General features: G+C 49.6%; 28 protein-coding genes and 1 riboswitch. Of the genes, 12 read left to right on the plus strand and 16 right to left on the minus strand.

Translation table 11 applies throughout. The annotated features are described in order from the left end of the window. Positions 1 to 3: 3 nt before the first annotated feature. The 3 genes from KNO65_RS11340 to KNO65_RS11350 all read right to left on the minus strand — a co-directional run bounded on the left by KNO65_RS11340 (position 4) and on the right by KNO65_RS11350 (position 1,865). Positions 4 to 495, minus strand: a complete 492-nt coding sequence (locus tag KNO65_RS11340; RefSeq protein WP_251131717.1) for a hypothetical protein — start codon at positions 493 to 495, stop codon at positions 4 to 6. Between the two features lie 88 nt (positions 496 to 583). Further along, complete coding sequence (locus tag KNO65_RS11345) at positions 584 to 1,129, minus strand: GNAT family N-acetyltransferase (protein WP_074034970.1); 546 nt, start codon at positions 1,127 to 1,129, stop codon at positions 584 to 586. Next, positions 1,101 to 1,865, minus strand: a complete 765-nt coding sequence (locus tag KNO65_RS11350; protein WP_214784269.1) for a TrmH family RNA methyltransferase — start codon at positions 1,863 to 1,865, stop codon at positions 1,101 to 1,103. Before KNO65_RS11350 ends, KNO65_RS11345 begins: the two co-directional genes overlap by 29 nt. Before the next feature lie 220 nt (positions 1,866 to 2,085). On the opposite strand from KNO65_RS11350, the gene KNO65_RS11355 reads away from it, so the two are divergent. The 3 genes from KNO65_RS11355 to KNO65_RS11365 all read left to right on the plus strand — a co-directional run bounded on the left by KNO65_RS11355 (position 2,086) and on the right by KNO65_RS11365 (position 5,853). After that, positions 2,086 to 3,714 carry a PTS transporter subunit IIBC gene (locus KNO65_RS11355; protein ID WP_078146107.1) on the plus strand — a complete coding sequence of 543 codons (1,629 nt, stop codon included), beginning with the start codon at positions 2,086 to 2,088 and terminating at the stop codon, positions 3,712 to 3,714. 51 nt (positions 3,715 to 3,765) lie between these two features. Then, positions 3,766 to 4,557 carry an endonuclease/exonuclease/phosphatase family protein gene (locus KNO65_RS11360; protein ID WP_214691319.1) on the plus strand — a complete coding sequence of 264 codons (792 nt, stop codon included), beginning with the start codon at positions 3,766 to 3,768 and terminating at the stop codon, positions 4,555 to 4,557. A 117-nt stretch (positions 4,558 to 4,674) separates the two neighbouring features. After that, on the plus strand, positions 4,675 to 5,853 hold the full coding sequence (locus KNO65_RS11365) for an MFS transporter (RefSeq protein ID WP_214685104.1): 1,179 nt from the start codon (positions 4,675 to 4,677) through the stop codon (positions 5,851 to 5,853). A 34-nt stretch (positions 5,854 to 5,887) separates the two neighbouring features. On the opposite strand, the gene KNO65_RS11370 is transcribed toward KNO65_RS11365, so the two are convergent. Further along, positions 5,888 to 6,592 (minus strand): alpha/beta hydrolase, encoded by a 705-nt coding sequence (locus KNO65_RS11370; RefSeq protein WP_078146105.1) that lies wholly within the window; start codon positions 6,590 to 6,592, stop codon positions 5,888 to 5,890. Positions 6,593 to 6,665: 73 nt separating this feature from the next. On the opposite strand from KNO65_RS11370, the gene KNO65_RS11375 reads away from it, so the two are divergent. Next, positions 6,666 to 7,931: a purine/pyrimidine permease gene (locus KNO65_RS11375; RefSeq protein WP_214784272.1), complete on the plus strand. Its 1,266-nt coding sequence runs from the start codon at positions 6,666 to 6,668 to the stop codon at positions 7,929 to 7,931. 22 nt (positions 7,932 to 7,953) lie between these two features. On the opposite strand, the gene KNO65_RS11380 is transcribed toward KNO65_RS11375, so the two are convergent. The 4 genes from KNO65_RS11380 to KNO65_RS11395 are packed head-to-tail and all read right to left on the minus strand — an operon-like array spanning position 7,954 to position 10,907. Next, the gene (locus tag KNO65_RS11380) at positions 7,954 to 8,346 is read right to left on the minus strand and encodes an RDD family protein (protein WP_214784275.1); all 393 of its coding nucleotides are present in this window, start codon (positions 8,344 to 8,346) and stop codon (positions 7,954 to 7,956) included. Then, positions 8,343 to 8,990, minus strand: a complete 648-nt coding sequence (locus KNO65_RS11385; RefSeq protein WP_074034980.1) for an NAD(P)H-binding protein — start codon at positions 8,988 to 8,990, stop codon at positions 8,343 to 8,345. Before KNO65_RS11385 ends, KNO65_RS11380 begins: the two co-directional genes overlap by 4 nt. Positions 8,991 to 9,024: 34 nt before the next feature. After that, complete coding sequence (locus KNO65_RS11390) at positions 9,025 to 10,329, minus strand: nucleobase:cation symporter-2 family protein (protein ID WP_214784278.1); 1,305 nt, start codon at positions 10,327 to 10,329, stop codon at positions 9,025 to 9,027. Beyond that, positions 10,326 to 10,907 carry a xanthine phosphoribosyltransferase gene (locus KNO65_RS11395; protein ID WP_074034982.1) on the minus strand — a complete coding sequence of 194 codons (582 nt, stop codon included), beginning with the start codon at positions 10,905 to 10,907 and terminating at the stop codon, positions 10,326 to 10,328. Before KNO65_RS11395 ends, KNO65_RS11390 begins: the two co-directional genes overlap by 4 nt. Before the next feature lie 76 nt (positions 10,908 to 10,983). Then, positions 10,984 to 11,085, minus strand: a riboswitch (purine riboswitch). Positions 11,086 to 11,211: 126 nt separating this feature from the next. Between KNO65_RS11395 and KNO65_RS11400 the strand changes: the two genes are divergently transcribed. Genes KNO65_RS11400 through KNO65_RS11410 form a run of 3 tightly spaced genes read left to right on the plus strand, consistent with a single transcriptional unit; the run spans position 11,212 to position 14,579 of the window. Further along, a complete protein-coding gene (locus KNO65_RS11400) occupies positions 11,212 to 11,820 on the plus strand; it encodes an NAD(P)-dependent oxidoreductase (RefSeq protein WP_214784281.1) in 609 nt (202 codons plus the stop codon). A 60-nt stretch (positions 11,821 to 11,880) separates the two neighbouring features. Next, positions 11,881 to 13,434, plus strand: a complete 1,554-nt coding sequence (locus KNO65_RS11405) for an ABC-F family ATP-binding cassette domain-containing protein (RefSeq protein WP_015880457.1) — start codon at positions 11,881 to 11,883, stop codon at positions 13,432 to 13,434. A 20-nt stretch (positions 13,435 to 13,454) separates the two neighbouring features. Then, a complete protein-coding gene (locus KNO65_RS11410) occupies positions 13,455 to 14,579 on the plus strand; it encodes a DUF418 domain-containing protein (protein ID WP_214784284.1) in 1,125 nt (374 codons plus the stop codon). 89 nt (positions 14,580 to 14,668) lie between these two features. Here the strand turns inward: KNO65_RS11410 and KNO65_RS11415 are convergent, their stop codons facing one another. The 5 genes from KNO65_RS11415 to KNO65_RS11430 all read right to left on the minus strand — a co-directional run bounded on the left by KNO65_RS11415 (position 14,669) and on the right by KNO65_RS11430 (position 17,478). Continuing rightward, positions 14,669 to 15,598, minus strand: coding sequence for a manganese-dependent inorganic pyrophosphatase (locus KNO65_RS11415; RefSeq protein WP_074034988.1), 930 nt, complete (start codon positions 15,596 to 15,598; stop codon positions 14,669 to 14,671). 95 nt (positions 15,599 to 15,693) lie between these two features. Next, positions 15,694 to 15,828, minus strand: coding sequence for a hypothetical protein (locus KNO65_RS15795; protein WP_015880450.1), 135 nt, complete (start codon positions 15,826 to 15,828; stop codon positions 15,694 to 15,696). 97 nt (positions 15,829 to 15,925) lie between these two features. Further along, positions 15,926 to 16,207: a HesB/YadR/YfhF family protein gene (locus KNO65_RS11420; RefSeq protein WP_159563320.1), complete on the minus strand. Its 282-nt coding sequence runs from the start codon at positions 16,205 to 16,207 to the stop codon at positions 15,926 to 15,928. A 67-nt stretch (positions 16,208 to 16,274) separates the two neighbouring features. Continuing rightward, a complete protein-coding gene (locus KNO65_RS11425; RefSeq protein ID WP_159563319.1) occupies positions 16,275 to 17,234 on the minus strand; it encodes a LacI family DNA-binding transcriptional regulator in 960 nt (319 codons plus the stop codon). A 10-nt stretch (positions 17,235 to 17,244) separates the two neighbouring features. Further along, a complete protein-coding gene (locus KNO65_RS11430; RefSeq protein ID WP_196430320.1) occupies positions 17,245 to 17,478 on the minus strand; it encodes a hypothetical protein in 234 nt (77 codons plus the stop codon). A gap of 244 nt (positions 17,479 to 17,722) precedes the next feature. Between KNO65_RS11430 and KNO65_RS11435 the strand changes: the two genes are divergently transcribed. The 4 genes from KNO65_RS11435 to KNO65_RS11450 all read left to right on the plus strand — a co-directional run bounded on the left by KNO65_RS11435 (position 17,723) and on the right by KNO65_RS11450 (position 22,067). Further along, a complete protein-coding gene (locus KNO65_RS11435) occupies positions 17,723 to 19,006 on the plus strand; it encodes an NCS2 family permease (protein WP_031424359.1) in 1,284 nt (427 codons plus the stop codon). A gap of 228 nt (positions 19,007 to 19,234) precedes the next feature. Then, positions 19,235 to 19,972: a (Fe-S)-binding protein gene (locus KNO65_RS11440; RefSeq protein ID WP_074034994.1), complete on the plus strand. Its 738-nt coding sequence runs from the start codon at positions 19,235 to 19,237 to the stop codon at positions 19,970 to 19,972. Positions 19,973 to 19,974: 2 nt separating this feature from the next. Next, complete coding sequence (locus KNO65_RS11445) at positions 19,975 to 21,375, plus strand: LutB/LldF family L-lactate oxidation iron-sulfur protein (protein ID WP_275060634.1); 1,401 nt, start codon at positions 19,975 to 19,977, stop codon at positions 21,373 to 21,375. Further along, on the plus strand, positions 21,375 to 22,067 hold the full coding sequence (locus tag KNO65_RS11450; protein WP_074034997.1) for a LutC/YkgG family protein: 693 nt from the start codon (positions 21,375 to 21,377) through the stop codon (positions 22,065 to 22,067). The genes KNO65_RS11445 and KNO65_RS11450 overlap by 1 nt, the downstream gene beginning before the upstream one ends. A gap of 36 nt (positions 22,068 to 22,103) precedes the next feature. Here the strand turns inward: KNO65_RS11450 and KNO65_RS11455 are convergent, their stop codons facing one another. Together KNO65_RS11455 and KNO65_RS11460 are read right to left on the minus strand one after the other, a co-directional pair. Next, positions 22,104 to 23,135, minus strand: a complete 1,032-nt coding sequence (locus KNO65_RS11455) for a DUF4097 family beta strand repeat-containing protein (protein WP_214691326.1) — start codon at positions 23,133 to 23,135, stop codon at positions 22,104 to 22,106. Then, entirely contained in the window at positions 23,132 to 23,452 is a 321-nt protein-coding gene (locus KNO65_RS11460) for a PadR family transcriptional regulator (RefSeq protein ID WP_214784287.1), read from the minus strand. The genes KNO65_RS11455 and KNO65_RS11460 overlap by 4 nt, the downstream gene beginning before the upstream one ends. 189 nt (positions 23,453 to 23,641) lie before the next feature. On the opposite strand from KNO65_RS11460, the gene KNO65_RS11465 reads away from it, so the two are divergent. Then, on the plus strand, positions 23,642 to 25,597 hold the full coding sequence (locus KNO65_RS11465) for an ATP-binding protein (RefSeq protein ID WP_214784292.1): 1,956 nt from the start codon (positions 23,642 to 23,644) through the stop codon (positions 25,595 to 25,597). A gap of 33 nt (positions 25,598 to 25,630) precedes the next feature. Here the strand turns inward: KNO65_RS11465 and KNO65_RS11470 are convergent, their stop codons facing one another. Next, positions 25,631 to 26,428: a glucose 1-dehydrogenase gene (locus KNO65_RS11470; protein ID WP_214784295.1), complete on the minus strand. Its 798-nt coding sequence runs from the start codon at positions 26,426 to 26,428 to the stop codon at positions 25,631 to 25,633. Positions 26,429 to 26,444: the final 16 nt, after the last annotated feature.

Consider the following 26,444-nt stretch of genomic DNA (forward strand, 5'->3'; position numbering starts at 1 on the left):
TTTTTACATATGGTCATGGTGATGGTGGTGAATATCATGATGACTCGATGAAGAAGAACGTCGACGTGGTGGTGCCTCATCGGCAAATTTTTCTCCGTCTAAAATCCCGAGACGCTTATATTGACGATCGACCCGCTCTTTCGTCTCTTCGCGAACAGCGTCAGACTCCATCACCAATTGATAGCATCCGAGCGCGACACGGAACGGCTCCATGCGTGTCCGTTCAATCGAGAAGGAATCGACGCCACGTAAATAGTCTGCCAATCGCTCAGCCGTCTCGTCGGATGGATCATCTGCAAGCTGTGAGGCGAAGTGTTGTAAGTCCTTCAATGTATTTGATGTTTTAGAGTAGCTCACTCCCGATTTGATAAATCCAAATATAATCAGACCGAACACAACCATGAAAATGATTGGAAACACACCAAATAGTCCGCTAAAGAATGAGTCCCCTATCGAGCTATCGAACGGATCCCCGCCAAATCCAAATACTATCATTTCAAACTCCCCCTTTTTCTTTATGTACGCTCACATATTTAAATAGGTTTCATCAAAAAAACCGCGATCACACGACCGCGGCATCCATTCAACTGTTCAGTTGTTTCTCCATCATGATGCGCGGCTCGCCATCTTCTGTGTAAGCGCCCATGATGTCATATCCGCAAAGGAGGTTCAAGATGATGACCCCTTTGTTCGTATTGCGTGCTTTCGTCCGAATCGAATGGAACCCTTGCGCTTCGACCCATTCGAGTTGCGTATCCATCAGCTTGCGACCGATGCCATGCTTTTGGAAGTCCGGATGTACGCCGCCCGCCCAGCTGTAAAATCGATAAGGCTCCGCCTCATAGCCAATTTTAAAGCCGACCAGTTCCTCTTCCGAGAAAGCCAGTAACACTAGCGGATTGGCGTGCCGATATAAACGCTCTTTAAAACGCAACTGATCGAGGTCGCCATATAACGTGCGATACAGTCGGAAAAAGTCCTCTTCAAAATCCTTAAAGTTGTTTGTCACATCTTTTACGATAAATGAACTCGTCGTACTCATCGTGCCATCCCCTTTCAGTTTCTGGACAAAGATTCCGTACGTCTGTTCATTTCGCCGTTCATTCTGAATTTCCTGTCTCCCGTTCAAAAGCCGTGACACCTTTTTGTTTATAAAGTCCGAGCGTACGTTTCGGCAAACTCTTGACCATCCAGTCTTTGAAGATGCGCGCTTGATCTTCGACCGGAAGCTCGTAGCCATCCGTCACGATATGTCGTGACCGTGTCGTGACATCGTACAAGGAAATCGCCGCCGCCACGGAGATGTTCAAACTCTGTACATACCCTTGCATCGGAATGACAAAGTTCCCGTCCGCCTTATGGAGTGCTGTTTCCGAGACACCACTATGTTCATTCCCGAATAGAAGAACGGTCGGCTTCGACACATCCACTTCTTCGAGCGGAATTGCTTCCTCACTCAATGCCGTCGCATATACTTGATAACCGTCTTCTTTTAAAGCGTCAATCGCCTCTTCAATGGAGCCATGCTCCACGACGTCCACCCAGCGGTCGGCACTCTTGGCGATAATCGAGTTCGGTTTGAACTTTGCCCGTCCTTCGACGACGTGCAACGTTTGTACCCCGAACGCATCGGCTGAACGCAACACGGCGGATTGGTTGTGCGGATCGTCCACACCTTCCGTCAAAATCGTGATATGGTTCGTTCGTGTATTCAACACTTCATACATCCGTTTAATGCGGTCTGGCATGAGCATCTCGTAGAGAGGAAGATCGTCCTCGTGCAATACACCCTTCTGCAATAACTCTTCTTTTAATTCAATCTGCTCTTCTTTCGTCAAAGCAGATGTCGTCTGTCTCCAACCCATCTTTCTCGCTCCCTTCAACCTATCATATTGTAGCTAGATTCGATTCGACTGACAAGTTCGCCTCACATCTACCATTCCCGCTTCAAAAATGAAAACAAATGAAAATAGCGAAAACGGTTGCATGAATTTATGCAATCGATTACAATCATTTATGCAAGCGATTGCACTATTGGCAAACAAAAAATAGATAAAACTCCCTCACAGGAAGGAAGCGTATAGCATGAAACAATTGATCTCATTCGATTTCTGGCAAAAACTCGGTAAGGCCTTGATGGTCGTCATCGCCGTTATGCCAGCTGCCGGCTTGATGATTTCCATCGGTAAATTGATTGGAATGTCAGCCGGAGATGTCGGTATCTTATTAACAACAGCTCGTATCATTGAAGATTTAGGTTGGGGCATCATCGTCAACTTACATATCCTCTTCGCAGTCGCGATTGGTGGTTCGTGGGCAAAAGATCGTGCAGGCGGTGCATTCGCAGCACTTCTCGCCTTCATCTTGATCAACCGTGTCACAGGTGCCATCTTCGGTGTCAACAGTGACATGCTTCAAGATCCAGAAGCGACAATCGAGTCACTCTTCGGTGCGAACCTTGTCGTCGCTGATTACTTCACATCTGTACTCGGCTCACCTGCCCTCAACATGGGTGTGTTCGTCGGGATTATCGCCGGTTTCCTCGGTGGTGCACTATATAACCGTTTCTACAACTTCAACAAGTTGCCGAACGCTCTCTCGTTCTTCAACGGGAAGCGCTTCGTACCATTCGTCGTTATCCTTGGTTCAGTCGTTGCTGCCCTCGTTCTATCGATTGTATGGCCAACCATCCAAGGTGCGCTCAACAGCTTTGGTGAATGGATTGCCACATCACGTAACACGGCTCCAGTCCTCGCTCCGTTCATTTATGGTGCACTCGAACGTCTCCTCTTACCGTTCGGTTTACACCACATGCTCACAGTACCAATGAACTACACAGAGCTCGGTGGAACATACACAATTTTAACAGGTGCGACAGCTGGATCGGTCGTTGCCGGTCAAGACCCACTCTGGTTGGCATGGGTAACAGACCTCGTCAACTTGCGTGCTGCTGGTGATACGGCCGCATACAACACGCTTCTCGCTGATGTCGTTCCAGCACGCTTCAAAGTCGGTCAAGTCATCTTGTCATTCGCTGCATTGATTGGTGCCGCGTATGCGATGTACCGCAACGTCGACGCGGATAAGAAGGCACAATACAAGCCGATGTTCTTATCAGCCGGACTCGCTGTCTTCTTGACAGGTGTCACAGAACCGATTGAATTCATGTTTATGTTCGTCGCACCAGTTCTTTATGTCGTTTACGCACTCATGGCCGGTGCTGCCTTCGCATTGGCAGATATCATCGACTTACGTGTACACGCTTTCGGTGCAATCGAACTCTTGACGCGCATTCCGATGATTGTCAAAGCAGGACTTCTTCAAGACTTGATCAACTTCGTGCTCGTCTCTGTCGTGTTCTTCTTCCTCAACTTCGGTGTCTTCAACTTCTTCATTAAGAAGATGAACCTACCGACGCCAGGACGTAACGGGAACTACATGGAAGAAACGACAGAAAAATCATCCGTTACAGGTAACGAACAAGTCATGGGGATTATCGCACTTCTCGGTGGGGAAGAAAACATTGAGGATGTCGACGCATGTATGACTCGCCTTCGTGTGACCGTTAAAGACGTTACACTCGTCTCTGACGAACAAGAATGGAAGAAAAATGGCGCTATGGGTCTTATCGTGAAAGACCGTGGAGTCCAAGCCATCTATGGCCCGAAAGCCGACGTATTGAAATCAGACATTCAAGACGTCATCGGTGCATAATCTACTGGCCAACTCGCTCGAGAGTTGGCCTTTTTCTAAAGGAGGACTATCGTGAATATTTTAACGCTCAATTGTCATGCCTGGTTAGAAGACCGCCAACAAGAGAAAATCGACGCGATTGTCGAACGTATCGCAAGCGAAGAGTATGACTTCATCGCGCTCCAAGAAGTCAATCAACATAAAGAGGCCCCACTCATCTATGGGAACATCCGTGAAAACAACTTCGCACACGTCCTCGTCGAGCGCCTGAAAGAGTTAGATCTTCACTATCACATGACATGGGACTTTGCCCATTACGGATATGACATTTACGAGGAAGGCGTCGCCATTTTGTCACGGACACCGTTTCTATCGACCGAGTCGTTCTTCGTATCCAAGACGACGGACCCTGACAATTACAAGTCCCGTAAAATCGTCAAAGCTGTGATTGAAGGTCCTGAAACGCCGACGACCGTCTACTCGTGTCACCTCGGATGGTGGCATGACGAAGAGGAGCCAGTGAAGCATCAACTCGACGAGCTCCTGCGTCGCGTGGAGCATGACGACCATGCACTCCTACTCGGTGATTTCAACAACGATGCTTTCATTCGAGGCGAAGGATACGATTATTTGATGGATAGTGGGCTTCAAGACTTGTTCCATCTCGCAACGGAACGCGAAGGCGATGCGACCGTCCAAGGGAAAATCGCTGGATGGGATGAAAACAAGAAATCGCTACGCATCGACTTGATGTTGACGAATGCACCCATTCACGTCTCCCGTCATGCTGTCGTCTTCGACGGCGAAAACGGACCTGTCGTCTCCGACCACGCCGGTGTCGAAGCCACAGTGTTTTGGCGTTGATGCACCTTTTTCTTCCGACTTGGGAGAAAAGGGTTTTTCTTTTGGGGAAAATCTTGTAACGTGATAAAAGACTGATGTCTAACTACTAATGAATGAAATAGAAAGAAGTGTTTGAACATGAAGACAAGCTCGCTCAGTCGAAGCGACTGGACTTTAGTTTTATCCCTATCCTTATTAACCTTCGTTCTCGGAACGAGTGAATTTGTCATCGTCGGCATTTTGCCTGATATCGCAAGCGGTCTATCCATTTCCATCGCGACAGCAGGAAGTCTCGTATCGGCATTCGCCATCAGCTTTGCCGTCGGCACGCCAATCACGATGTCCTTGACGAGCCATCTTCCAAAACGTAAATTGATGCTCGGCTTGACGATTCTCTTCACCGTCCTGAACTTATTAAGCAGTCTCGCTCCCATGTATGAGTGGTTACTCGTCTTGCGCATGCTGACGGCTGTCGTCACAGGTGTCTTAATTTCGCTTGCCATGCTCGTCGCTAGCGAGAGCGTCCCTCCGGCAAAACGGGGTGTGGCCGTGTCCTTTATTTTCGGTGGCTTTACAATGGCGAACGTGTTCGGGGTTCCGATTGGAACGTTCATCGGACAACAGGCAGGATGGGAGTCCACGTTTTGGTTGACGACTCTGCTCGGTGCAGTCGCCTGGATTGCCATTTATCGTGTCTTGCCGAATCAATTGTCTCAAGAAAAAGCATCACTCCGTGAACAAATGGCACTCCTGACGAATCCGCGTATCTTGATCGCCTTCTTGATTCCGGCGTTCGGTTTCGGGGCGACGTATGTCATATATACGTATCTCGTGCCGATTTTAAAAGATGTCCTCGGCGTCCCGGTCGCTTGGGTCAGTCCGATTTTATTCGCCTACGGATTCATCTCGATCTTCAGTAATATCGCTGCCGGAAAGATCGCCAGTCACAATCCGATCGGACGCTTACGGTTCGTCTTTCTCGTCCAGGCATTCGTCCTGGCCGCGTTATTCGTGACGACGTCGAATGTGACGCTCGGTCTCCTCAATATCGCCCTCATGTCGTTCATGGCGATTTTATTGACGACATCGACTCAGATTTATTTGATCGATTTGGCGGAGAAGTTCAATCCGAACGCCAAAGGTCTCGCCTCATCACTTATGCCTGTGGCGAGTAACGTCGGAATCGGACTTGGTTCCGCTCTTGGTGGTGTCGTCTACGCGACGAGCCCTATCATGACGCTCGCGCTCGTCGGTGGTTTGGTCGCCCTCGTCACAGCCGGGTTGACCGCAGTCAGTTATTCACTCGACCAACGCTAAAACGTGCGCACCTCGATGAAGGTGCGCACGTTTTTTATAACCATTCGAGAATTGCTGATAGGACTTCGTCGAGTTGTTCTTTCGATGTGAGCGGACTTTCCTGATCGCCTTTTTGTGGACCATACATTCCGAAGTTGGCATGATTCCCGCCTTCGATTTGTACGAATTGACTATCGGCAGGTAGGTCGCTTCGACTCGCCTCGATGTCTTCCGGGACAGCCAATCCATCCAACTCACCCGAGATGGATAGCACGCGTAAGTCACTATCGACCATCGAGCTGATTGGATATGATGCGAGGAAAATGACACCTTCTACCGACTCTTGATGCTCAAGCGCGTAACCCGACGCCGCCGAACCTCCGAGTGAATGACCGGCTACGATCCAGCGTTCAATCTCCGGATGTGCCTCGATGATTGGATCGGCTGCGTCGATATCTAAAATGCCTAAGTTGAGTCGAAGCGACGGAATGGCGACGAAATACCCTTCCTCGGCTAAACGTGTTCCATAATACGCATACGCCTCTTTCTCCACTTTCGCCCCTGGATAAAGAATGATTCCGACCTCACTCGTCGGATCTCCAAACTCGAGACGGTTGTCGACCACTTTCCCCTCTTCGGCATACCGTGTCGCTTCATCGGTCGGTTCGTACGTGAACTGCGTCCAAATCAAAAAGCCTGCTACCGCGATGATTAGCAATCCTACGATTGAGAGTGCGGTCCACTTGAAGAATTTCTTCATTATATAGCCTCCATTTGCATCCACTTCATCATAACGTTACACTAATAAGAAAAAGCATGATCAGGGGGACACCATGACCAGAAGTAATGTAACCACGACGATTCAGTGGTTTATTTTTATTTTAGCTACAAATATTGTACCACCACTCTCCATCGCCGCCTTGTTTGAACTGTCGCCAGATGAGACGATGACCTTCATCTCCCGCTCACTCTTCATCTTCGCACTCTTCAGCATCATCCAAACGTTGCTCGGCCATCGCCTCCCGATACTCGAAGGACCTGCCGGCATTTGGTGGGGTGTCTTCACTTTATACGCTTCCATCGGTCCCGCTCTATACGGAAGTCAGCAAGAGACCTTGCAAGCACTCGGATTCATGCTGTTTTTGAGTGGAATCCTTGGTGTGTTGTTGACCGTCACTGGTATCTTAAGACGCATGCTCGCCCTGTTTACACCGCAAGTGCTCGGCGTCTATATGATTTTGCTCGTCCTTCAATTATCAGGGGCCGTCATTAAAGGTGGCTTTGGGGTGACGGAAGACGGAATCAACGTCGTTCAGGCAGTGGCGACGGCAGGTCTCGTCTTATTCGCACTCACGCTCGAGCAAAGTCGCTTTAAACAATATGGACTCGTCATGACGCTATTCGTCGGGTTCGGCTTGTTCCATTTACTCGACCTTGGAAATCAAATCGTTCGTTCGGAATCTTTCTTCCTCGTACCGGAGCTTCTTCCGTTCGGAAATTGGGTGTGGGATTGGAACTTGTTGCCGACGGCTTTCGTCATCACCCTACTTCTCATGACGAACGTCCTTGCGAACATCAAGTTGATTGAGCGCATCGTCAGTTCTCGCGAAAAACGAGAAATCAAAGGAAACGTTCCTGCATCAGGTGTCGCCAGTGGCGTCAGTCAAATCGTGGCTGGTCTGTTCGGCACACCGGGTCCTGTCGCCATCTCCGGGACAGCTGGTTTCCTCTCTTCGACGGAGAGCGTCCAGCGTGCTCCGCATTTGATTGCCCACGCCCTCATGATGGGGTTAGCACTCATCGGTCCATTCGTCTCGTTGATTGCGAGCATCCCGGCCGCTGTCGGTTATGCGATTGTGACTCCGCTTATCGCGACGATGATCATCATCGGAATCAATGAGGCCGCCTTTGAATTGAAGCAGTCCACGGCATCCCTCACGGTCGGGCTCCCGCTCGTCATCGGTGCCGGGGCGATGTTATTACCACCCGGTTCAATGAATGACCTGCCACCGCTTCTTGCGACCGTCTTCTCTAACGGGCTTGTTCTCGGAACAATTGTCGCCTTAACAACTGCCATCTTAAGTAAAATCAAGGATTGAAAAAAAGAACTGGCCATATCGGTCAGTTCTTTTCACGTACATGCATATGGTAACGGGCATCGTGCGGTAAAACAGCGCCTTCTTCTTGTTCGAAATGCGCACGGTCTTTCCAATAACGAACGACTGACGAAGTATCACGATGCAGGGCGCGTTGTAGCGCTTGTTTTGCCGTGACAGGCGTTTCGTCATCGTTTTTCAATTCAAGTCCCATCAGTTTATAACCGATTGTTTGTCCACCTCGACTCATTTGCCAGGCTTCCATGGCATATGTCAGTAGTGTCGGTGTGATGACCGCATGCACAAACTCGCTCTTTACTTTCTTTCGCACGAGCTGTTCTACGCCCACGCTGACAAGACCTGCAATGATACTGTCAATCATGACTGCTTTGGTTCGCTTTTTTGTCAATGGATTCATCGGCTCATCCTCTGCATCATTCCTGACGTCAACACTTCGATTCCTTCGCCTTCTTCAGAGGCCATAATCAAGGCACGAGCGACATGCAGCGCTTGAATCGGTGCGACTTCCGGTGTCTTCTCAAGCAAGATTGACTGGAACGGTCGACTGATGACCTCGGCCGCTTTCTCCCCGAAGCGGAATGAATCACGCTCTCCGAGTAACAGAGAAGGACGCGCGATAATCAAGTGATGGAAGTTGAAAATACGTAACGCGTTCTCAAGCTCCCCTTTCACACGGTTGTAAAAGAAAGTCGAACGCAACGATGCGCCTTGTGCCGATACGACCGCATAGCGCGTCGCACCATGTGCCTTGGCGACACGGGCGACTTCAAGTGGTAATTCTAAATCAACTTGTTTGAACGCTTCTTGCGAGCCGGCTACCGCAATCGTTGTGCCGAGCGCACAGTACACGTCGTCGATCTGTGGAAGGGATGAATCCATCTCCTCGAAACCGACGACCTCATGTAACTTCGGATGACTCCAACGCTTCGAGCGACGGACAACGATCCAGACCGCATCATAACGATCACTCTCTAACAACTGTTCAACCAATTCGCGGCCAATCAAGCCAGTCGCGCCTACAACAAGTGCAGTTTTCCCCATTCGTGACTCCTCCTAGACTACTATTTCCTTCAGTCTAGCTGACTTGCCGTTCCTCGGCAATGATTGTCCCGGGACGGAATCGGTCCATCATACGGAAAAATCCGTTCAATGCGAGCGCCGTGAATGAGCCTGCCACGATAGCACTGTCCGTGAACAACTGCAGCCACTCCGGCATGTTTGCGACGATGGCTGGATTGGCGGTAATACCGAGCCCAACACCGATTGAGAGCGCAATGGTAATCAAGTTCTCGTTTTTCGAAAAGTCGACTTGACTGAGGATACGAATGCCAGAAGCAGCGACCGTTCCGAACATGACGAGCATCGCTCCCCCAAGCACAGGCTTCGGAATCAATGTCGTGAACGTAGCGACTTTCGGGAGGAATCCGAGCAAGATGAGCAATCCGCCTGTCCAAAAGATGACGCGACGCGATTTCACACCTGACAATTGAACGAGTCCAACGTTTTGACTGAACGTCGTGTACGGGAAACTGTTGAAAATCCCTCCGAGAATCGTTGCGACGCCTTCCGCACGATACCCTTTCGTCAATTCTTTCGCACCGATTGGTTGTTTCGTGATATCGCTGAGCGCCAAGAACACCCCTGTCGATTCAATCATCGAGATGATGGCGACGAGCGTCATGACGAGGATGGCAGACAGGTCGAATGTCGGCATCCCGAAGTAGAACGGCTGGACCATTTGGAACCATCCTGCTTCACGAACAGGACTGAAATCGACGAGACCGAGCGAAGCGGCTACCCCTGTTCCAACCAATACGGCAAAGAGGACGGCAGCAGCACGCGTGAAGACGGTCCCGACACGGTTCAAGACGAGAATGAGTAGAATCGTTAAACCACCTAATCCGAGATTCTGCATCGATGCGAACCCTGGTTCACTTGGCATCCCGCCACCGATGTCATTGACGGCGACCGGAATCAGCGAGAGACCGATGATCGTCACGACCGAACCGAGCACGACCGGCGGGAAGAAGCGCGCGAGTTTCCCGACAAATCCAGAAATGAGGATGACAATGAGCCCGCTCGCAATCAACGCGCCATAAATGGCAGTGATCCCGTTCGCGCTTCCGATGGCGATCATCGGACCGACCGCAGTGAACGTACATCCGAGGACTACCGGCAATCCGACACCAGTGAAGCGTGTCGTCCATACTTGTAGTAGCGTCGCCACCCCACACATGAATAAATCAATTGCGACGAGATAGGCGAGCTCGGTTGGACCAAGCCCGATGGCACCACCGACGATGAGTGGGACGATTGCCGCTCCCGTGTACATCGCGAGTAGATGCTGGAATCCTAGACTAGCTGTCTTGAACGTATTCATCGAACGACCTCCACGAACGAGATATGGTCTTTCTCTAATTTCGCAATGCGTGCCAACGATTCGACGCGATAGCCACGCTCGATCAATTTATCGCGCCCTGGTTGGAATGACTTTTCGATGACAATCCCAACGCCTGCGACCTCTGCACCTGCCGCTTCCACGAGTTGTGTCAGTCCGAGTGCCGCTTCCCCATTCGCGAGGAAGTCATCGATGACAAGAACACGTTCGCCTGGTAAGACGAAGCGTCGGCTCAAGCTGATGCGGTTCGTCTCTTGTTTTGTGAACGAATAAACGTCCGCTTCCACGAGGTCGTCTTGGAGTGTCAGCGATTTTCGTTTACGCGCGAATACGAACGGGATGCCCATCTCAAGCGCCGTCATCATCGCCGGCGCAATCCCACTCGATTCCAGTGTGACGATGCGGTCTATTTGAGCGTCTTTGAAACGTTCTGCGAATTCTTTACCGATGCCTTTCATGAGTACCGGGTCGACCTGATGATTCAAGAAAGCGTCGACTTTCAACACTTGGTCGGAAAGGGCCCGACCTTCTTCACGGATTTTGTCTTCTAACTGCTTCATTGTTTTCCCTCCAATAAAAAATGCGATTCGTCACCCCTCATCGGGAGGCAACGAACCGCATGGAAATCAACGATAGCATACGACAAGCGCCACCCGTAGTCGAACCATTTACGGTAGTTCGGTAGAGACTTGCGGACCATATTTCCGCTGATATACGAGTGCGAATCTATTTATATAAGATAGACCTTATTGTAGACGAGCTGACGAGAAATGCAATAGGTTGGAATCAAACGGTGAAATGTTCGATTTTTCTGAAACTGCTGTATACTGTAGATATTGGATATGAGAGAGGAGCCCTGCCCTTATGAAGTTATTCGTATTAGGCGCAACCGGTCGGACCGGACATCAATTCATCGATCAAGCCATCGAGCACGGTCATGATGTCACCGCGTTCGTCCGTGAACAGAAAAAGTTGATCCGGACGCCACAACTCGAAATCATTGAAGGCGACTTATATGATGTCGACGCATTGACGGAAGCGATGCATGGTCACGATGCGGTCGTCAGTTGTCTCGGAACGGATTTGAGCGACCCAGACTTTTTAGCAAGTGTCACGGACAAGCTCGTCCCTGCGATGAAGACGAATGGCATCTCACGCGTCGTCTATTTGGCCTCAGCCGGTATCGACAATGAGATTCCGGGCCTTGCGGGGAAAGCCATTACGTTCATGCTCCGGAAACCGCTCCGTGATCATCGGGCAGCCGTGGACTTATGGCGAAATTCGTCATTCGATTATACGATTGTACGACCGATGCAATTGACGGACGGTCCTCGCACCTCGACATATCGCACGACCATCGATGAAGTGCCAGAGAACGGGAAGCACATCTCTCGGGCAGATGTCGCCCAGTTCATGCTTCATACGATTGAAGAACATGAACACGTACGGGAGTCAGTCGGACTGGCGTACTAATTTGATTCAATTCATGCTACAATATCGGGTAGTTTACTTTGAAAGGAACGAAAACGAATTATGAGTATATTAACGGTACAAAACTTGAGCCACGGCTTTGGTGACCGCGCTATTTTGAACGATGTCTCTTTCCGCCTCTTAAAAGGAGAGCATATCGGTCTCGTTGGAGCGAACGGTGAAGGAAAATCGACGTTCATGAACATCATCACGCGCAAGCTGCAACCGGATGAAGGGAAAATCGAATGGGCGAAAAACGTCCGTGTCGGTTACCTCGATCAACACGCGGTACTTGAGCGCGGGATGACGATTCGGGACGTCTTGAAAGGTGCCTTCCAATACCTGATTGACATGGAGACGCGCATCGGCGAACTCTACATGGAGATGGGCGACGCGACACCGGAACAAATGGAAGACATGCTCGCAGAGGTCGGTGAGCTTCAAGAAACGCTCGACTCGAACGACTTTTATATCATCGACGCGAAAGTAGAAGAAGTCGCACGCGGTCTCGGTATTTTAGACGTTGGTCTCGACCGTGACGTCACGGACTTGTCAGGTGGACAGCGTACGAAAGTATTGCTCGCAAAATTACTTTTAGAGAAGCCAGATATCTTGCTCCTCGATGAGCCGACCAACTATTTGGATGAAGTGCATATCGAGTGGTTGAAACGCTATCTTCAAAACTATGACAATGCCTTCATCTTGATCTCCCACGATATCCCGTTCTTAAATAGTGTCATCAACTTGGTCTACCATATGGAAAACCAAGAGTTGAACCGCTATGTCGGAGACTATGACAAGTTCATGGAAGTGTACGAGATGAAGCGTTCGCAACTTGAAGCCGCCTACAAGCGTCAACAGGCCGAGATCGCGGATTTGAAAGACTTTGTTGCACGAAACAAGGCCCGTGTGTCGACACGAAATATGGCAATGTCACGTCAGAAGAAACTCGATAAGATGGATGTCATCGAATTGAGCGCGGAACGTCCAAAACCAGAATTCCGCTTCTTGCAGGCACGTACATCGGGACGCCTCATCTTTGATGCGAAAGGTCTCGTCATCGGATACGATGAGCCACTCTCACGTCCGCTCGACCTTCAGATGGAGCGCGGTCAAAAGATTGCCCTCGTCGGAGCGAACGGAATCGGGAAGACGACACTCTTGAAGAGTTTGCTCGGCTTGATCAACCCGCTTGAAGGGACAGTCGAACGTGGTGAGTTCCTCGAAATGGGTTACTTCGAGCAGGAAGCAGCATCAAGCAACAACACGTGTATCGAAGAGATTTGGAGTGAGTTCCCGTCACTCAACCAACAACAGGTGCGCGCGATGCTCGCGAAATGCGGTCTCATGACGAAGCACATTGAAAGTAAAATCTCTGTCCTCAGTGGTGGGGAAAAGGCGAAAGTACGTCTTTGTAAACTCTTAAACAACGAAACGAACTTGCTCTTACTCGATGAGCCGACGAACCACTTGGACGTCGACGCGAAGGAAGAGTTGAAGCGTGCGTTGAAAGAGTACAAAGGAAGTGTCCTCCTCATCAGTCACGAACCAGAATTCTATGAGGATATCGTCACAGATGTCTGGAACTGTGAGTCGTGGACGACGAAAGTATTTTAATTCAGTAAAGGACGTGTCGTATGGCTGGCCCAATTCAAACGAATGAACGGATTATCTTGTATGACATTATCCGAGGGTTTGCCCTCTGCGGCATTTTCCTCGTCAATATCCCGAGTATGCTCGGGAGCGACTGGATGTCCGGTCGTCCCGACTATTACGGGAGCGACTTGTTCGTTCGCACCCTCTTCGACTTGTTCGTGCAAACGAAGTTTTATACGATTTTCTCCCTCCTATTTGGGATCGGCTTTTCGATTTTCCTCGAGCGCTCATACGCCCGAGGCGAATCGGTCAGTCGTTACATACGCCGGATTTTGATTCTCTTCTTGTTCGGTCTGGCACACCTGGCGATTTGGTCAGGGGATATCCTCCATACGTATGCCATGTGGGGCTTATTGCTTCCTCTCTTTTACGGATTGAGTAACCGTGCGATTTTGACGTGGGCATGGAGTTTATTGATTGGGAGCTTTTTACTGTTCTATGTGTCATCCATGTACTTAGAATTGTCGCTCGGATTTAGGTTTAATGGGGATCCTTTCCCGGCCGTCTTCAATTCTGGATTCGGCCCATGGTTCGACTATCGCCTAGATGAAGAGATTTTTGACATGTTCCAAAACTCATTTTTTGTCGGGGTTGAAATTCTAAGTCTGTTCTTGTTCGGTCTTTATATCGGACGGGAACGAAAACTCCTCACTTGGAGCATCCAAGGACTGACGCAGACAGCTATCATCTGTACGGTAACCGCCCTACCGTTCTTCGCAGTCATTATTTGGCATCACTACGGTAGCGGTGCCGAATATTCGGCGACGAACTCTGCGGCCGTTCTCGTCTCCGGAAAACTGCTTGCCACGACTTACGTCTGCCTATTCACCATCGCCGTTCGAAAAGGTCGGACGTTCGCCCCGCTTCAAGCACTCGGTCGAATGGCACTCACGAACTATCTGACACATACGTTGATCATTGTCTTGCCAGTGATCGCACTCGGGGCGTACGGGGCGCTTTCCTTAACCGAAGGTCTATTCCTCAGCATCGCCATTTTGATTGCGCAGTCGTTTTTCTCGATGTGGTGGCTAAAGACTCACCGTTACGGACCGTTTGAGAAACTATGGCGTCTCGGAACATACGGACGACAAACAAAATCATCCTAAGATCGGACTTCATTGTCCGGTCTTTTTTAAACAAAAACTGCAGACGTATTAACGTCTGCAGTCCCGCTCGAGGCCGCGGCTTCGAGTTTTTATTTTGTTGCCGCTTCAGTTAAGAATGGCACGATTTGCTTCTTACGCGAGACGACGCCAGGAAGTGTCGCCAATCCGTTTTGAAGCGTCACGTTGAACGCTTGTTCGAAGAGTTCTGGTTTTGGTCCGACAACGACGGCTTCCGAATCGTTCGTCAAAATGTTCGTGATGGCGAATACGAACAAGTCCAAGTTTTTCGCTGCAACCGTTTTGGCGATTGCGGCTTCAACTTCCGCTTTCCGGTTCAAGACATCGTTCGCATCGACCGTGTTCACTTGTGCGATTTCGACACGATAGTCGCCCATCGCGAATTCTTTCGCATCGAGTGAGATGAGCTCTTCAATCGTTTTTTGGCTAAGGTCCGCACCGGCTTTGAGCATCTCAAGTCCGTATACTTCCGCATCGACGCCAGCGATCTCCGCAAGTTCTTTCGCTGCTTTGATGTCTTCATCTGTGCATGTCGGTGATTTGAAGAGAAGCGAATCCGAGATGATGGCTGACAGCATCAAGCCGGCCATATCCGCAGCAATTTCGACACCATGCTCTTTATACAACTTCAACAAAATTGTTGCCGTACACCCGACTGGCTCCGCACGATAGTAGAGCGGGTCTGCCGTTTGGAAGTTTGCGATACGGTGGTGGTCGATGACTTCAAGGATTCGCACATCTTCAATGCCATCCGCACTTTGCTGGAACTCGTTATGGTCGACCAAGATGACTTCTTCCGCCTCACCTTTCACACTTTCAATCAAGCGTGGTGCTTTCACACGGAAGTGATCGAGCGCATATTGTGTTTCACCGTTCACTTCACCGAGACGAACCGCCTCTGCGTCCATCCCTAATTTCTTTTTCAACTCGGCATAGGCGAGCGCTGACGTGATTGTGTCGGTATCTGGATTTTTATGTCCAAAGACTAGTACTGTACTCATGTCTCATTCTCCTCACTAAATAGTTTTCCCTTATCCATTATAACGCCCACGGCATTTCTTTCAATTCCCAAACAAAAAGAGCCGTGTCTCGGCTCTTATGCTTGTTCATCTTCATCTGTCTCTTCGAGGTCAGAATGATCTCCTTTTGAATCTTCTTCATGGGAGATGTCCGGCTGATCTCGCTTCAACTTTTCTTTTTCTTCTTGTTCACGCTTTTCTTTGTCTGACATATGGTGTCATCCTTTCGAAAATCCGACTTGTCGTAATCTGTTCCCCTAGCTCGATTTCGTCAAACGACATTTCATCAAACGTAAACAAACTGAAACGTCAGGCCTGCACGAAGACGATTTCTTCTCCGCGGAGCTCGACCTTCACGTCTTGTCCTTGGAATAACCATTCGTCTTGTTCTGCCACAACGAAGCGAATCCCATCTGCCTCTGTCTCAACAGCAGCATTGTTCACATCTTCTGTGATGACCCCGACAGAAAAACCGTGCGTCAAGTCTGTCGAACCCCCATATTTTGCAAACAAACGAACCGTTTGACCTGCTTCAACTTCCATCTCTTGTTTGAACCATTGGAGCGCTTCTTCTGTTACTTGAATCTTCATAACATCTCCTCCTCTCGACTACTCCTTTCATTCTAAACGTTTCAAAAGAGTCGAGCGAGGAAGTTGCCTAAAGTGTTGTGCCAACTTGATAGCTCACCGTCATGCCATGCGTTTCCGGTTGAGCACCGTTCATCTCAGCGAGCGTCGTTTCAAATAAGCGTCGCCCGATTTCTTCATTCGGTGAGAGCATCGTCGACAGTCCGAATGCATGACCGATCGGATGTCCGTCAAAGCCTAGCATGGCGACTTCCTGAGGAATCTTGATGTCTCGCCGTTGCATCTCTCCTAAAAATCCGAGGGCGACATAATCAGACGAGAAAAAGAGCGCTCGAGGACGCTCTTTTTGAGAGAGGAACGCTTCAGCTAACCGAATACCGTCCTCACTCGTCAAATAGCCGGTCCAAATCCATTGCTGACGCGCATGCTCTACTTCATCGAAATAGGCTTGCTGACGCGCAAGGGAGCTCGGACTATGGCTTCTTGACAAGATGATACCAATCTCTTCATATCCATGTTCCTTCAAGACATGAATACCTGATACGAACGACGCGTAATGATCGACATGGATGGACGAAATCGTCTCCGGTGCACCGACGGTCGCCACAGCGATTGGCCCGTACGCGCGGTATGCCTCCATTTCCTTAAAGGACATCTCGTGAGACAAGACAATCGCCCCATCGACTTCACGATGCTTCAATAAATTGAGTGCTTGTCGTTCCTCGCTCAATTTATACTCCGTCTGCCACATGACGAGCCGGTAATCGTGCTCGAGCGCCGCCTTGGCGAGTCCATTGACGAAGAGACCGTAATACGGGTGATCCATATAAGGTAGGATCACGACAATTCGTTGCGTCTTCCCTGTCGACAACGTTAACGCCTGTTGATTCCGCAAATACCCGAGTTCTTTCATCGCTTCATGAACACGGGTCCGTTTTTCTTTCGATACGTACGGATGCTCGTTCAGGACGCGTGAGACCGTCGTCACCGAAACGTCAGCGTGCTTTGCGATATCTCGAATGTTTGCCATTCATCTCACCTCAACTTGTCAGTCTTTGCATATAGTGTACCCACTCTGCTTGCTGACTGTCACCTCTTTCGACGACTTGGCAACGGATTGCCTGAACGAGACGGAAGCGCTCTTCTAACGGCAAGTGAAGAAACTCTTCACGGAAACGGGTACACAACATTTTCCCAAACGGTGTATACAACTGATTGATGACGAGCTCGTATACGATTCCACTGCACCATGCCTTCCACGTTGTCGGTTTCATATCGGTTCCCCTCCCTTTGTCTATACCGTATCTTCTGAAACGCGTTTCAGAGCAAGCTTCTTTTTAAAAAAGTTTATTTCCGAACATTTTTTACTATTGTTCCTCATTTTTCATGTTTTTCACGTAAAACAATTGACGTGAATCAAACATTTTTGTATAGTCATCAAGTTGATAACGTTAATTTAATCATTTTTTTCAATTAATGTTCGGAAATAGACCGAAATAAGGAGTTTTATCGATGAATATCTTTCAATTGAAACAACATGGAACGAATGTTAAACAAGAAGTGACTGCTGGAATCACAACGTTCGTGACGATGGCGTACATCTCTGTCGTCAACCCGGCGATTCTATCTGACGCAGGGATCCCATTCGCACAAGCTTTCACGGCGACAATCATTGCCATCCTCATCGGAACTGGCTTGATGGCGTTTTATGCGAACTTACCAATCGCCGTGGCGCCAGGAATGGGGCTCAACGCATTTTTTGCTTACACGCTCGTCGCCCAAGAACAGATTGCCCCGTCCGCCGCACTCGGCGTCGTCTTCGTCTCGTCCGTCTTCTTTTTAATCTTGTCGCTCTCTCCAATTCGGACGAAGTTGATTCAAGCGATTCCGACTTCGTTGAAGCATGCCATCACGACCGGAATCGGTCTTTTCATCGCTTCACTCGGATTAAAACTATCAGGTTTGATCGTTGCTGATGAAGCAAACTTGGTGCGTCTCGGTGACGTGTCTTCTCCAGAAGTACTACTTGTACTCGGTGGTTTGATCGTCTCGGCACTTCTCTTTTCACGAAACGTACCCGGTTCTTTACTCATCGGGATGGTACTCACTGGGATTGCAGCATACTTCATGGACATCTTAAAAATCGATGGTGTCACGGCGATGCCGACGCTTCCCGAGGGACTCATGGTCAACCCCGTGACGGCATTTAGTGATGTCATTCAATACGGTTTGTTCGGTGCTGTCCTCTCGTTCTTCCTCGTCACGCTTTTTGATACGACAGGTACGCTTGTCGGTGTCGGAAAACAGGCAGGTCTCTTAAAAGAGGATGGAACAATTGAGAATGGTCACCGTGCACTCTTTGCCGATTCACTTGCCACAATGGGTGGATCACTCGTCGGAACAAGCCCGTCTACGGCATACATCGAGTCTGCTGCCGGTGTCGCGCAAGGTGGACGTACGGGGCTCACAACGGCCGTCGTCGCCGGATTGTTCGGATTGACACTCTTCTTCAGCCCACTTATCGGTGCCATCTCTGGCGTAGCGGCAATCACAGCTCCTGCACTCATCATCGTCGGGGCACTCATGTTGACGAACGTCCGGTACATCGACTGGAGCGACTTCAGCGAATACTTCCCGGCTTTCATGACGATTTTGATCATGCCTTTGTCAGGAAGCATCGAACGCGGCATCGCCTTCGGGTTCATCTTGTACCCGATCTTCAAAGCGATGAACAAAGAGACGGTTCACCCGCTCATCTACTTGTTCGGCGCACTCTTCATCTTGGAAATGTTCTTCCTATAAGTTAGACAGAAGATCCTCGTCATGTGTCGAGGATCTTTTTCTGTTATACGTTCTCCTTAGCTGTTTTATATCAGAAAAGAGATGAATATCTGTTCAGTGAGATACGTTATCAATTAGACAGGATTTTACAAATAAATCAGTTTTTCTCCCCATTTTTCTGTCACTTTCCTACGCTTTATGAAATAATGACGTTGAAATCGCTATCATCAGAAGAAAGAAGGAATGGCTATGCCGAATGTAGCTTTATTCGTCACTTGTTTATCTGATACGTTGTTTCCATCCGTCGGACAAGCGACAGTCGAACTACTCGAACATTTAGGGTGCGAGGTGACGTTCCCCTTTGAGCAGACATGCTGTGGGCAGCCTGCCTACAACAGCGGCTATCATGAGGAGACTAAAAAGGTTGCCAAGCACATGATTGAAACGTTTGAACAAGCAGATGCAGAATATATCGTCGGACCATCGGGGTCGTGTGTCATGATGATGCGCGACTACCCTCATTTGTTCCAAGATGATCCAGTATGGGGTCCTCGCGCTGAAGCGCACGCCGCCAAAACGTTCGAACTGACGCAGTTCATCGTCGATGTGCTCGAAGTCACAGATGTCGGTGCCAAGTTTCCCGCCAAAGCGACCTATCACGCGTCTTGTCATATGACTCGCCTCCTCGGAATCGAAGCGGCTCCCGGTAAGTTGCTCGGAAACGTCGATGGACTGACGATGGTTCCCCTCGCGAACGTACATAACTGTTGTGGGTTCGGCGGGACGTTCTCCGTCAAGATGCCAGACGTGTCGGTACAAATGGTAGATGAAAAAGTCGATTCCATCTTACAGTCAGGCGCAGAGGTGTTGATCGGAGCGGATGCGTCATGTCTGATGAACATCGGCGGACGTCTTCATAAACAGGGACATCCGATTAAAGTGATGCATATTGCCGAAGTGTTGAACGAAGGAGTGAAGCAAGCATGAGCATGGGGATTCGATTGGATGAGAAGTTTCAAGATCGACGAAAAGATGGAATCGAAGATGCGTTCATGCGGCAGGCCGTCAGTTCGGCTCAAAACCGTCTACGGGATGGCCGGTTGAATGCTGCAGGTGAACTCGGGGACTGGGAAGCGTTTCGCGACCATTCGGAAGAAATTCGTCAACATGTGCTGGAACATCTGGACTATTACTTATATCAATTGAGCGAGAATGTCTCAAAACGTGGTGGAAGCGTCTTTTTCGCGGAGACACCGGAAGAAGCGAACCGCTACATCCGAGAAGTCGTCCGGTCGAAACAAGCCAAACATGTCGTGAAATCGAAATCGATGGTCACGGAAGAAATCGGCTTGAACGAGGCACTTCAGGAAGAAGGATGTACTGTCGTCGAATCCGATCTCGGTGAATGGATTTTACAACTCGACGAAGATCCACCGTCTCACATCGTCGCCCCGGCCCTGCATAAAGACCGCGACGCTGTGCATGAGACGTTCACTGCCCACGGCTACAGCGGGTCGAACGATCCGACTGAACTTGGACGCTATGCACGACAAGAACTACGGAAAGACTTTTTGAAGGCAGAAGTCGGCATCACCGGCTGTAATTTCGCCATCGCAGAGAGTGGAGCCGTCGGGCTTGTGACCAATGAAGGGAACGGACGCATGGTGACGTCGCTTCCTGATACGGTCATCTCTGTCATGGGCATGGAACGCGTCGTCCCGTCTTATGAAGAGTTCGAGGTGCTCGTCAACATGCTTTGTCGAAGCGCGGTCGGTCAGCGACTCACGTCATACATCACGACGTTCGCCGGGACGCGCGCGGTCGGTGAAGTCGATGGACCAGAAGAGTTCCATCTTGTCATCGTCGACAACAAGCGTTCTGGTATTCTCGGGACACAGTTCCAATCGGTGTTGCAATGCATCCGCTGCGCGGCCTGTATCAACGTCTGTCCCGTCTATCGCCATATCGGTGGTCACGCGTACGGGTCAATCTATCCAGGTCCGATTGGTGCCGTCTTGGCTCCGCTTCTTGACGGATACGAGAACTATAAAGAACTCCCCTATGCGTCGAGTCTCTGTGGCGCCTGTACGGAGGCGTGTCCTGTAAAGATTCCGCTGCATGAACTGTTGATTGAACATCGACGCGTCATCGTAGAGGAGAAAAAGCAATCACCTTTCGTGGAGCGGATTGCGATGAAAGGATTTGCCGTCACCGCTTCGAGTCCATTCTTATTCGAAGCCGCAGAACATGTCGCACCGTTTGCGACATCACCGTTCGCCACCTCGGGTCAGATTGAGAAAGGGCTACCGGCTTGGACGGACTCGAAAGACTTGCCGCAGCCGAACAAACAGACCGTCCGAGATTGGTTCAAGAAACGGGGGAATGCCTGATGAATCCTGGTACAATCACAAACCGTGAGGACTTTCTACAACGAATCGCCAAGCAACTCGGTCGTGAGGTCAAGCTCACGCCGCCAAAACGGGAATATACACATCGTCCGCAAGATGAGGTGTTGAAAGGCGCGAGTGAAGAAGAGCTGCTCGAGACGTTCCGCATGGTCGCGACCCGAATCCATACCGATTTGGTGGAATGTGAATCTGCGAAGCTTGATGATACGCTTCGCCTCTTAATTGAACGCTATCATGGCGCACGGATTCTCGCAGAAAACGATGAGCGAATTTCCGCTTGGGCACCTGCAACAAGTGAGACGTTTGATTGGTGGGATTCGTCACAACCCGAAGCGAGTCGAGAGCTGGCCATTCGAGCGGACATTGGAATCACGATTGCGGATGCGGCATTTGCGGAAAGTGCGACAATCGTCCAATATGCGAAGCCTGGTAGATCACGGACAATCAGTCTGTTACCGCAAGACCATATTGCAATCATCCCGAAATCTGTCCTTGTTCCACGTATGACGCAAACGGCACAACAACTTGCCACACTCGACCGAGACGGTCTCCATTCCCCGAACGGTGTCAATTTCATCTCTGGTCCCTCGAACTCGGCCGACATCGAGATGAACCTCATCGTCGGCGTTCATGGTCCTGTTCGAGTCGCCTATGTGTTGGTACATGATTTATAAGTATAGCCCCTCCATCGATCGATGGAGGGGCTATATTCATCCTGATACGGTGACGCTCCCATTTGAGCTCGTTAATTTCACTTCAATCGACCCGTCTCCAAATACGCACTCTTTCGAGCGCTCTCCAAACACATCAACTTTCCCGTTTCGTGACTTCGCACGAATCGTCACATCTTCCGGACGTTCATCGACATGTAAGTCAATCTTCCCATTGTTCGTCTTCAAGCGAATCGGTGCTTGAATCGCTTGTACGGAACAGTCTATCCGTCCATTAGAAGTTTTGGCATCGACCGCTCCCGTGACGTGATCGACATCGATTCGACCGTTCGAGGAATGGATGTTGATCCGCTCGAGCTGAGAATGTTTCGCTTCGACACGACCGTTTGAGGAATGAAGCTCCCAATCGTGACCGTGACAGCTTGATGCGAGCACTTTTCCGTTCGATGTGCGCAGGACACCATGTCGTGCTTGAATGTGATGTGCGACGATTCGACCGTTCTCACTCTCCACGTGGAACCGTTCCGCTTGGAGATCTTGTACATCACTCGAACCGTGACGATTTTTCAATTGAATCTGATGATAGGCGTGATGAGGCAATTCAACCCGAAGTACAGGTGCCTTTGACCCAAACCATGAGAACAGGTCCGAAAGACCGAAACGACGTTCGGATTCAATCCGTATCTCTAAAGTGTCCCCGACGATATCCATGACGACCCCATGATCAGTCTCCGTCTCAAGCGTCGCATACGCATAACCGTCTTGTGATGGGGTGACGAACACTTGCGCATTTTGAACTTGAATGAGGACGCTTTGGAAGGCTACCGCCGAGCTTTTGACAACCGCAGGCGGTCGCGTCGAGACCGATTCTTCAATATCGACAGAGGCGAGCAATTCCGATGCGAGTATGCTCGGTTCCCCTAACTCACGTGCCAATTCTTCGTCACTTCTTCCTTCTAATCGACCACTCGTGAAATATTCCGATACGTCTCGTAAAATATCAAGCCGATCTTTCACCTTCACATTCATCAATAATTGTTCGAGCTCTGACAAGTACTGTTCTTCATTCATCTGTCGTCTCCCCCTCGGATTAAGTCATTGACACCGTTCGTGAATACGTTCCATTCCGTTCGCAACTCAGTCAAATGTATTCGTCCTTGTTCCGTAATCTGATAGTACTTCCGTGGAGGACCTTCTCCAGATTCCATTAAATACGTTGTGAAATAGCCCTCTGTCGTCAGCCGACGCAACAACGGATAGACCGCACCTTCTGAAATGGCTACTTTGGCTGAAATCGCTTGGACGAGTTCATAGCCGTAGCGGTCTTGTTCCGCGACGAGTGCTAACACACACAGGTTGAGTACGCCCTTCTTGAATTGAGGATTCATCATCCCACCCCCTACTATACATAGAACAATAGCATATCAAACACTACTATTCAATATATAATAGTTGCCATTCCCCTGATTTCTCAATATCTAGCATCTAAAGAGTTGAATCTGTACAATAAAAGAACGACACTCGTAGGATATTTGTCACAGTCGGAATGTTCATCATTCTAGGAAGGAACGGTCTTTATGAAGTCATGGATTGACCAACGGATCGGGAGACAATTTCTATTCGTCTTCTATTTATTCATCGGACTGATCCTCCTCACGTCGCTTGCCGTATATGTGTATACGGAAAATAAAATCGAACAGACGACGTCATCGCTCGAGAACATCAGTGAACGGCGCACGAATGCGACCGAATTGTTCGAGACATGGCAGTCGATGCAATATGAAATGCGCGGATATGTCCTCCTTGGGGATGACGCGATGTTAGAACGTGTGCAAGATAAACAAGTCTTGATTGACGAACAGACCACTTGGTTCGAGCAGAATGCCGTTACCGAGAAAGAAAAAACGTACGCGAGCGATGCGCGTACGCTGTTTGTCGCGTATCAGGAACGTGTCATGCCGAGCCTCGAACGTTATGTAGCAGGAAAACGGGACGGTAGTGTAACCGAACCCTTCTTAAAGATGCCGACGCTCGGGAAAGTGAATCCTCAAAAAGACCCACCGGCAGATCGTAAATTCAAAATCAATTCGAAAAGTGCCGCGGATATGAGTGCGAGCATCGTCGATATGGAGAGCGTCTTCACGGAATACCGGAACTCACTGAACGCAGAAGAGGATGGGCTCCGTGCTCAGCTTGCGACCCATACGAAGTGGGCACAAGCTCTTTGGCTCCTCTCTTTACTCGGTGTTCTCTTCATTCTCTTTATCGTCGCCCGTCCATATGTGAGACGCTTAACTGGTCAACTGCAGGAGTTGATCGAAAACAGTAAGCGCCTTGCCGGAGAACGACAGCCAATCACACCGGCGGCAGCCCAATCTAAAAATGAAGTCGGGCAATTGACAACATCGTTCCGACAGATGGCTACATCTCTCACGACACAACGCTATCGGATTGAAGAAGAACGTGAGAAGACAGCGCGCCTTCTGCACTCGATTCGCGATGCCGTCATCTATGTCGAACACGCAACAAGTGAGAAAGTAGCGAACCAAGCGTTGTTTGTCTTATTCAATCAACCGATTACGAAGCGAAATGAAGTCGATTTATATCGTTTAGACGCTAGCCTTGAGGAGCTCGGACTGCAGGTCGACCAAAAGGATGCCTTTTTCGCGTTCATGGAACGTTCATTCGATGGACAGTGTAAAGAAGAGAGCGTCACGTTCTCGATGAATCAGGAAGAGCGCTTCATTCAAATGTATGCGGAGAAGATTTACTTGCGAGGAACACGTCATGGAACGATGCTCGTTTTCCGTGACGTGACGCACGAGACCGAAGTCGACCGTCTGAAAACCGAACTCGTTTCGACCGTCTCTCACGAACTCCGGACTCCGCTCACAAGTATCATTGGATTCACTGAACTCCTTCGTTTCCGAAAGCTTTCATCTGAACGTTCCGAAAAATATTTAGGAATGATTCATCAAGAGACATTGCGTCTTGAAGACTTGATTTCGAACTTGCTCGATGTACAACGGATGGAGTCTGGACAACAGACGTACCATAACGAACCAGAGCGTCTGTCCGCTATTCTTGAGCAAGCGATCTCGGTGCATCAAGGTTCAAGCCAACATCATCACATCACGTTTGATTGCACGGAAGACGTCTATGTATACGGAGACCGGACGCGACTCAATCAACTCTTCATGAACCTACTGCACAACGCTGTGAAGTATTCGCCTCGGGGTGGCGAAATCCATGTCCGTGTCACATGTGAACGACCGGATTGGATTGACATTTCAATTGAAGATCACGGTATCGGGATTCCCCAAACCGCGCTACCAAAATTGTTTGACAAGTTTTATCGCGTCGACAATTCCGCCAGTCGAAAAATCGGAGGGACCGGTCTCGGTCTCGCGATTTGTAAAGAAATCGCTGAAGGTCACGGTGGAACGATTCACGCTACCTCAAACATCGGCAAAGGCTCCATTTTCACTGTCAGCCTTCCCAAGTCGGATATGACCAATCAAATGAGTAGCTAAACGAAAAGAGGGTGCATCATCGCACCCTCTTGTTTATTGGACTTTGTTCTCTGGACCAAATGACGGATAGAGCGAAAGCCCACCGTCCGCAAAGATGGTTGTCCCCGTCACATAGGACGACTCATCCGACGCGAGCCAAGCGGCAACGGCTGCGATTTGTTCCGGCTTCCCGATGACGTGAGATGGGATGAGCGCTTCTAATCCCTTCTTCTCTTCCGGGTCGCTCATCGTCTCTTCGTTGATTGGTGTATCAATCGCCCCAGGTGCGATTGCATTGACACGAATATGGTTCGGTGCATACTCAAGCGCGACGGATTTCGTGAACATTTTCACGCCACCCTTGCTGGCTGCGTAATGTGTATACCCCGGACGCGGGATGACTTCGTGAACAGAAGACATATTGATAATGTTCCCTTCGATTTCATTCTCAACGAAGTATTTTAAAGCAGCACGAACACCAAGGAACGTCCCGTTCAAGTTGACGTCGATAATCTGCTTCCAGTTATCAAACTCCATCTCATGTGTTTTTGCCTCGACTTGTACGCCGGCATTATTCACGAAAATATCCATCTTCCCAAACTCAGAGATGGCTTTTTCAATCATCTTCTCCGCGAGTCCTTCCTCCGCGACGTCTCCTTTCACGGCGACAGCCTTCCCGCCAGCTGCCTCGATTCCACGGATGACTTCCTCCATCTCTTTTTCACTGCTGCGGTAATTCAGGACAACGCTCATCCCTTCTTTTGCGTAACGCTCCCCGATGGCACGACCGAGCCCCTTCGAGCTGCCCGTGATGACCGCGACTTTGCCTTTTAACTCTGGATAGTTTGCCATGTCAATTCCTCCTTCA

Source organism: Exiguobacterium sp. S3 (assembly GCF_018617295.1).
Lineage (GTDB): Bacteria > Bacillota > Bacilli > Exiguobacteriales > Exiguobacteriaceae > Exiguobacterium > Exiguobacterium profundum.

What these genes read in the sequence shown, in the direction of transcription:
- KNO65_RS11350 (WP_214784269.1), bottom strand. Translation starts at nt 1,865, where the DNA reads ATGGGTTGGAGACAGACGACATCTGCTTTGACGAAAGAAGAGCAGATT.
- KNO65_RS11395 (WP_074034982.1), bottom strand. Translation starts at nt 10,907, where the DNA reads ATGAAGCAGTTAGAAGACAAAATCCGTGAAGAAGGTCGGGCCCTTTCC.
- KNO65_RS11415 (WP_074034988.1), bottom strand. Translation starts at nt 15,598, where the DNA reads ATGAGTACAGTACTAGTCTTTGGACATAAAAATCCAGATACCGACACA.
- KNO65_RS11440 (WP_074034994.1), top strand. Translation starts at nt 19,235, where the DNA reads ATGCCGAATGTAGCTTTATTCGTCACTTGTTTATCTGATACGTTGTTT.
- KNO65_RS11425 (WP_159563319.1), bottom strand. Translation starts at nt 17,234, where the DNA reads ATGGCAAACATTCGAGATATCGCAAAGCACGCTGACGTTTCGGTGACG.
- KNO65_RS11385 (WP_074034980.1), bottom strand. Translation starts at nt 8,990, where the DNA reads ATGGGGAAAACTGCACTTGTTGTAGGCGCGACTGGCTTGATTGGCCGC.
- KNO65_RS11370 (WP_078146105.1), bottom strand. Translation starts at nt 6,592, where the DNA reads ATGAAGAAATTCTTCAAGTGGACCGCACTCTCAATCGTAGGATTGCTA.
- KNO65_RS11460 (WP_214784287.1), bottom strand. Translation starts at nt 23,452, where the DNA reads ATGAATCCTCAATTCAAGAAGGGCGTACTCAACCTGTGTGTGTTAGCA.
- KNO65_RS11430 (WP_196430320.1), bottom strand. Translation starts at nt 17,478, where the DNA reads ATGAAACCGACAACGTGGAAGGCATGGTGCAGTGGAATCGTATACGAG.
- KNO65_RS11355 (WP_078146107.1), top strand. Translation starts at nt 2,086, where the DNA reads ATGAAACAATTGATCTCATTCGATTTCTGGCAAAAACTCGGTAAGGCC.
- KNO65_RS11465 (WP_214784292.1), top strand. Translation starts at nt 23,642, where the DNA reads ATGAAGTCATGGATTGACCAACGGATCGGGAGACAATTTCTATTCGTC.
- KNO65_RS11420 (WP_159563320.1), bottom strand. Translation starts at nt 16,207, where the DNA reads ATGAAGATTCAAGTAACAGAAGAAGCGCTCCAATGGTTCAAACAAGAG.
- KNO65_RS11380 (WP_214784275.1), bottom strand. Translation starts at nt 8,346, where the DNA reads ATGAATCCATTGACAAAAAAGCGAACCAAAGCAGTCATGATTGACAGT.
- KNO65_RS11365 (WP_214685104.1), top strand. Translation starts at nt 4,675, where the DNA reads ATGAAGACAAGCTCGCTCAGTCGAAGCGACTGGACTTTAGTTTTATCC.
- KNO65_RS15795 (WP_015880450.1), bottom strand. Translation starts at nt 15,828, where the DNA reads ATGTCAGACAAAGAAAAGCGTGAACAAGAAGAAAAAGAAAAGTTGAAG.
- KNO65_RS11470 (WP_214784295.1), bottom strand. Translation starts at nt 26,428, where the DNA reads ATGGCAAACTATCCAGAGTTAAAAGGCAAAGTCGCGGTCATCACGGGC.
- KNO65_RS11405 (WP_015880457.1), top strand. Translation starts at nt 11,881, where the DNA reads ATGAGTATATTAACGGTACAAAACTTGAGCCACGGCTTTGGTGACCGC.
- KNO65_RS11450 (WP_074034997.1), top strand. Translation starts at nt 21,375, where the DNA reads ATGAATCCTGGTACAATCACAAACCGTGAGGACTTTCTACAACGAATC.
- KNO65_RS11445 (WP_275060634.1), top strand. Translation starts at nt 19,975, where the DNA reads ATGGGGATTCGATTGGATGAGAAGTTTCAAGATCGACGAAAAGATGGA.
- KNO65_RS11390 (WP_214784278.1), bottom strand. Translation starts at nt 10,329, where the DNA reads ATGAATACGTTCAAGACAGCTAGTCTAGGATTCCAGCATCTACTCGCG.
- KNO65_RS11400 (WP_214784281.1), top strand. Translation starts at nt 11,212, where the DNA reads ATGAAGTTATTCGTATTAGGCGCAACCGGTCGGACCGGACATCAATTC.
- KNO65_RS11375 (WP_214784272.1), top strand. Translation starts at nt 6,666, where the DNA reads ATGACCAGAAGTAATGTAACCACGACGATTCAGTGGTTTATTTTTATT.
- KNO65_RS11410 (WP_214784284.1), top strand. Translation starts at nt 13,455, where the DNA reads ATGGCTGGCCCAATTCAAACGAATGAACGGATTATCTTGTATGACATT.
- KNO65_RS11340 (WP_251131717.1), bottom strand. Translation starts at nt 495, where the DNA reads ATGATAGTATTTGGATTTGGCGGGGATCCGTTCGATAGCTCGATAGGG.
- KNO65_RS11455 (WP_214691326.1), bottom strand. Translation starts at nt 23,135, where the DNA reads ATGAATGAAGAACAGTACTTGTCAGAGCTCGAACAATTATTGATGAAT.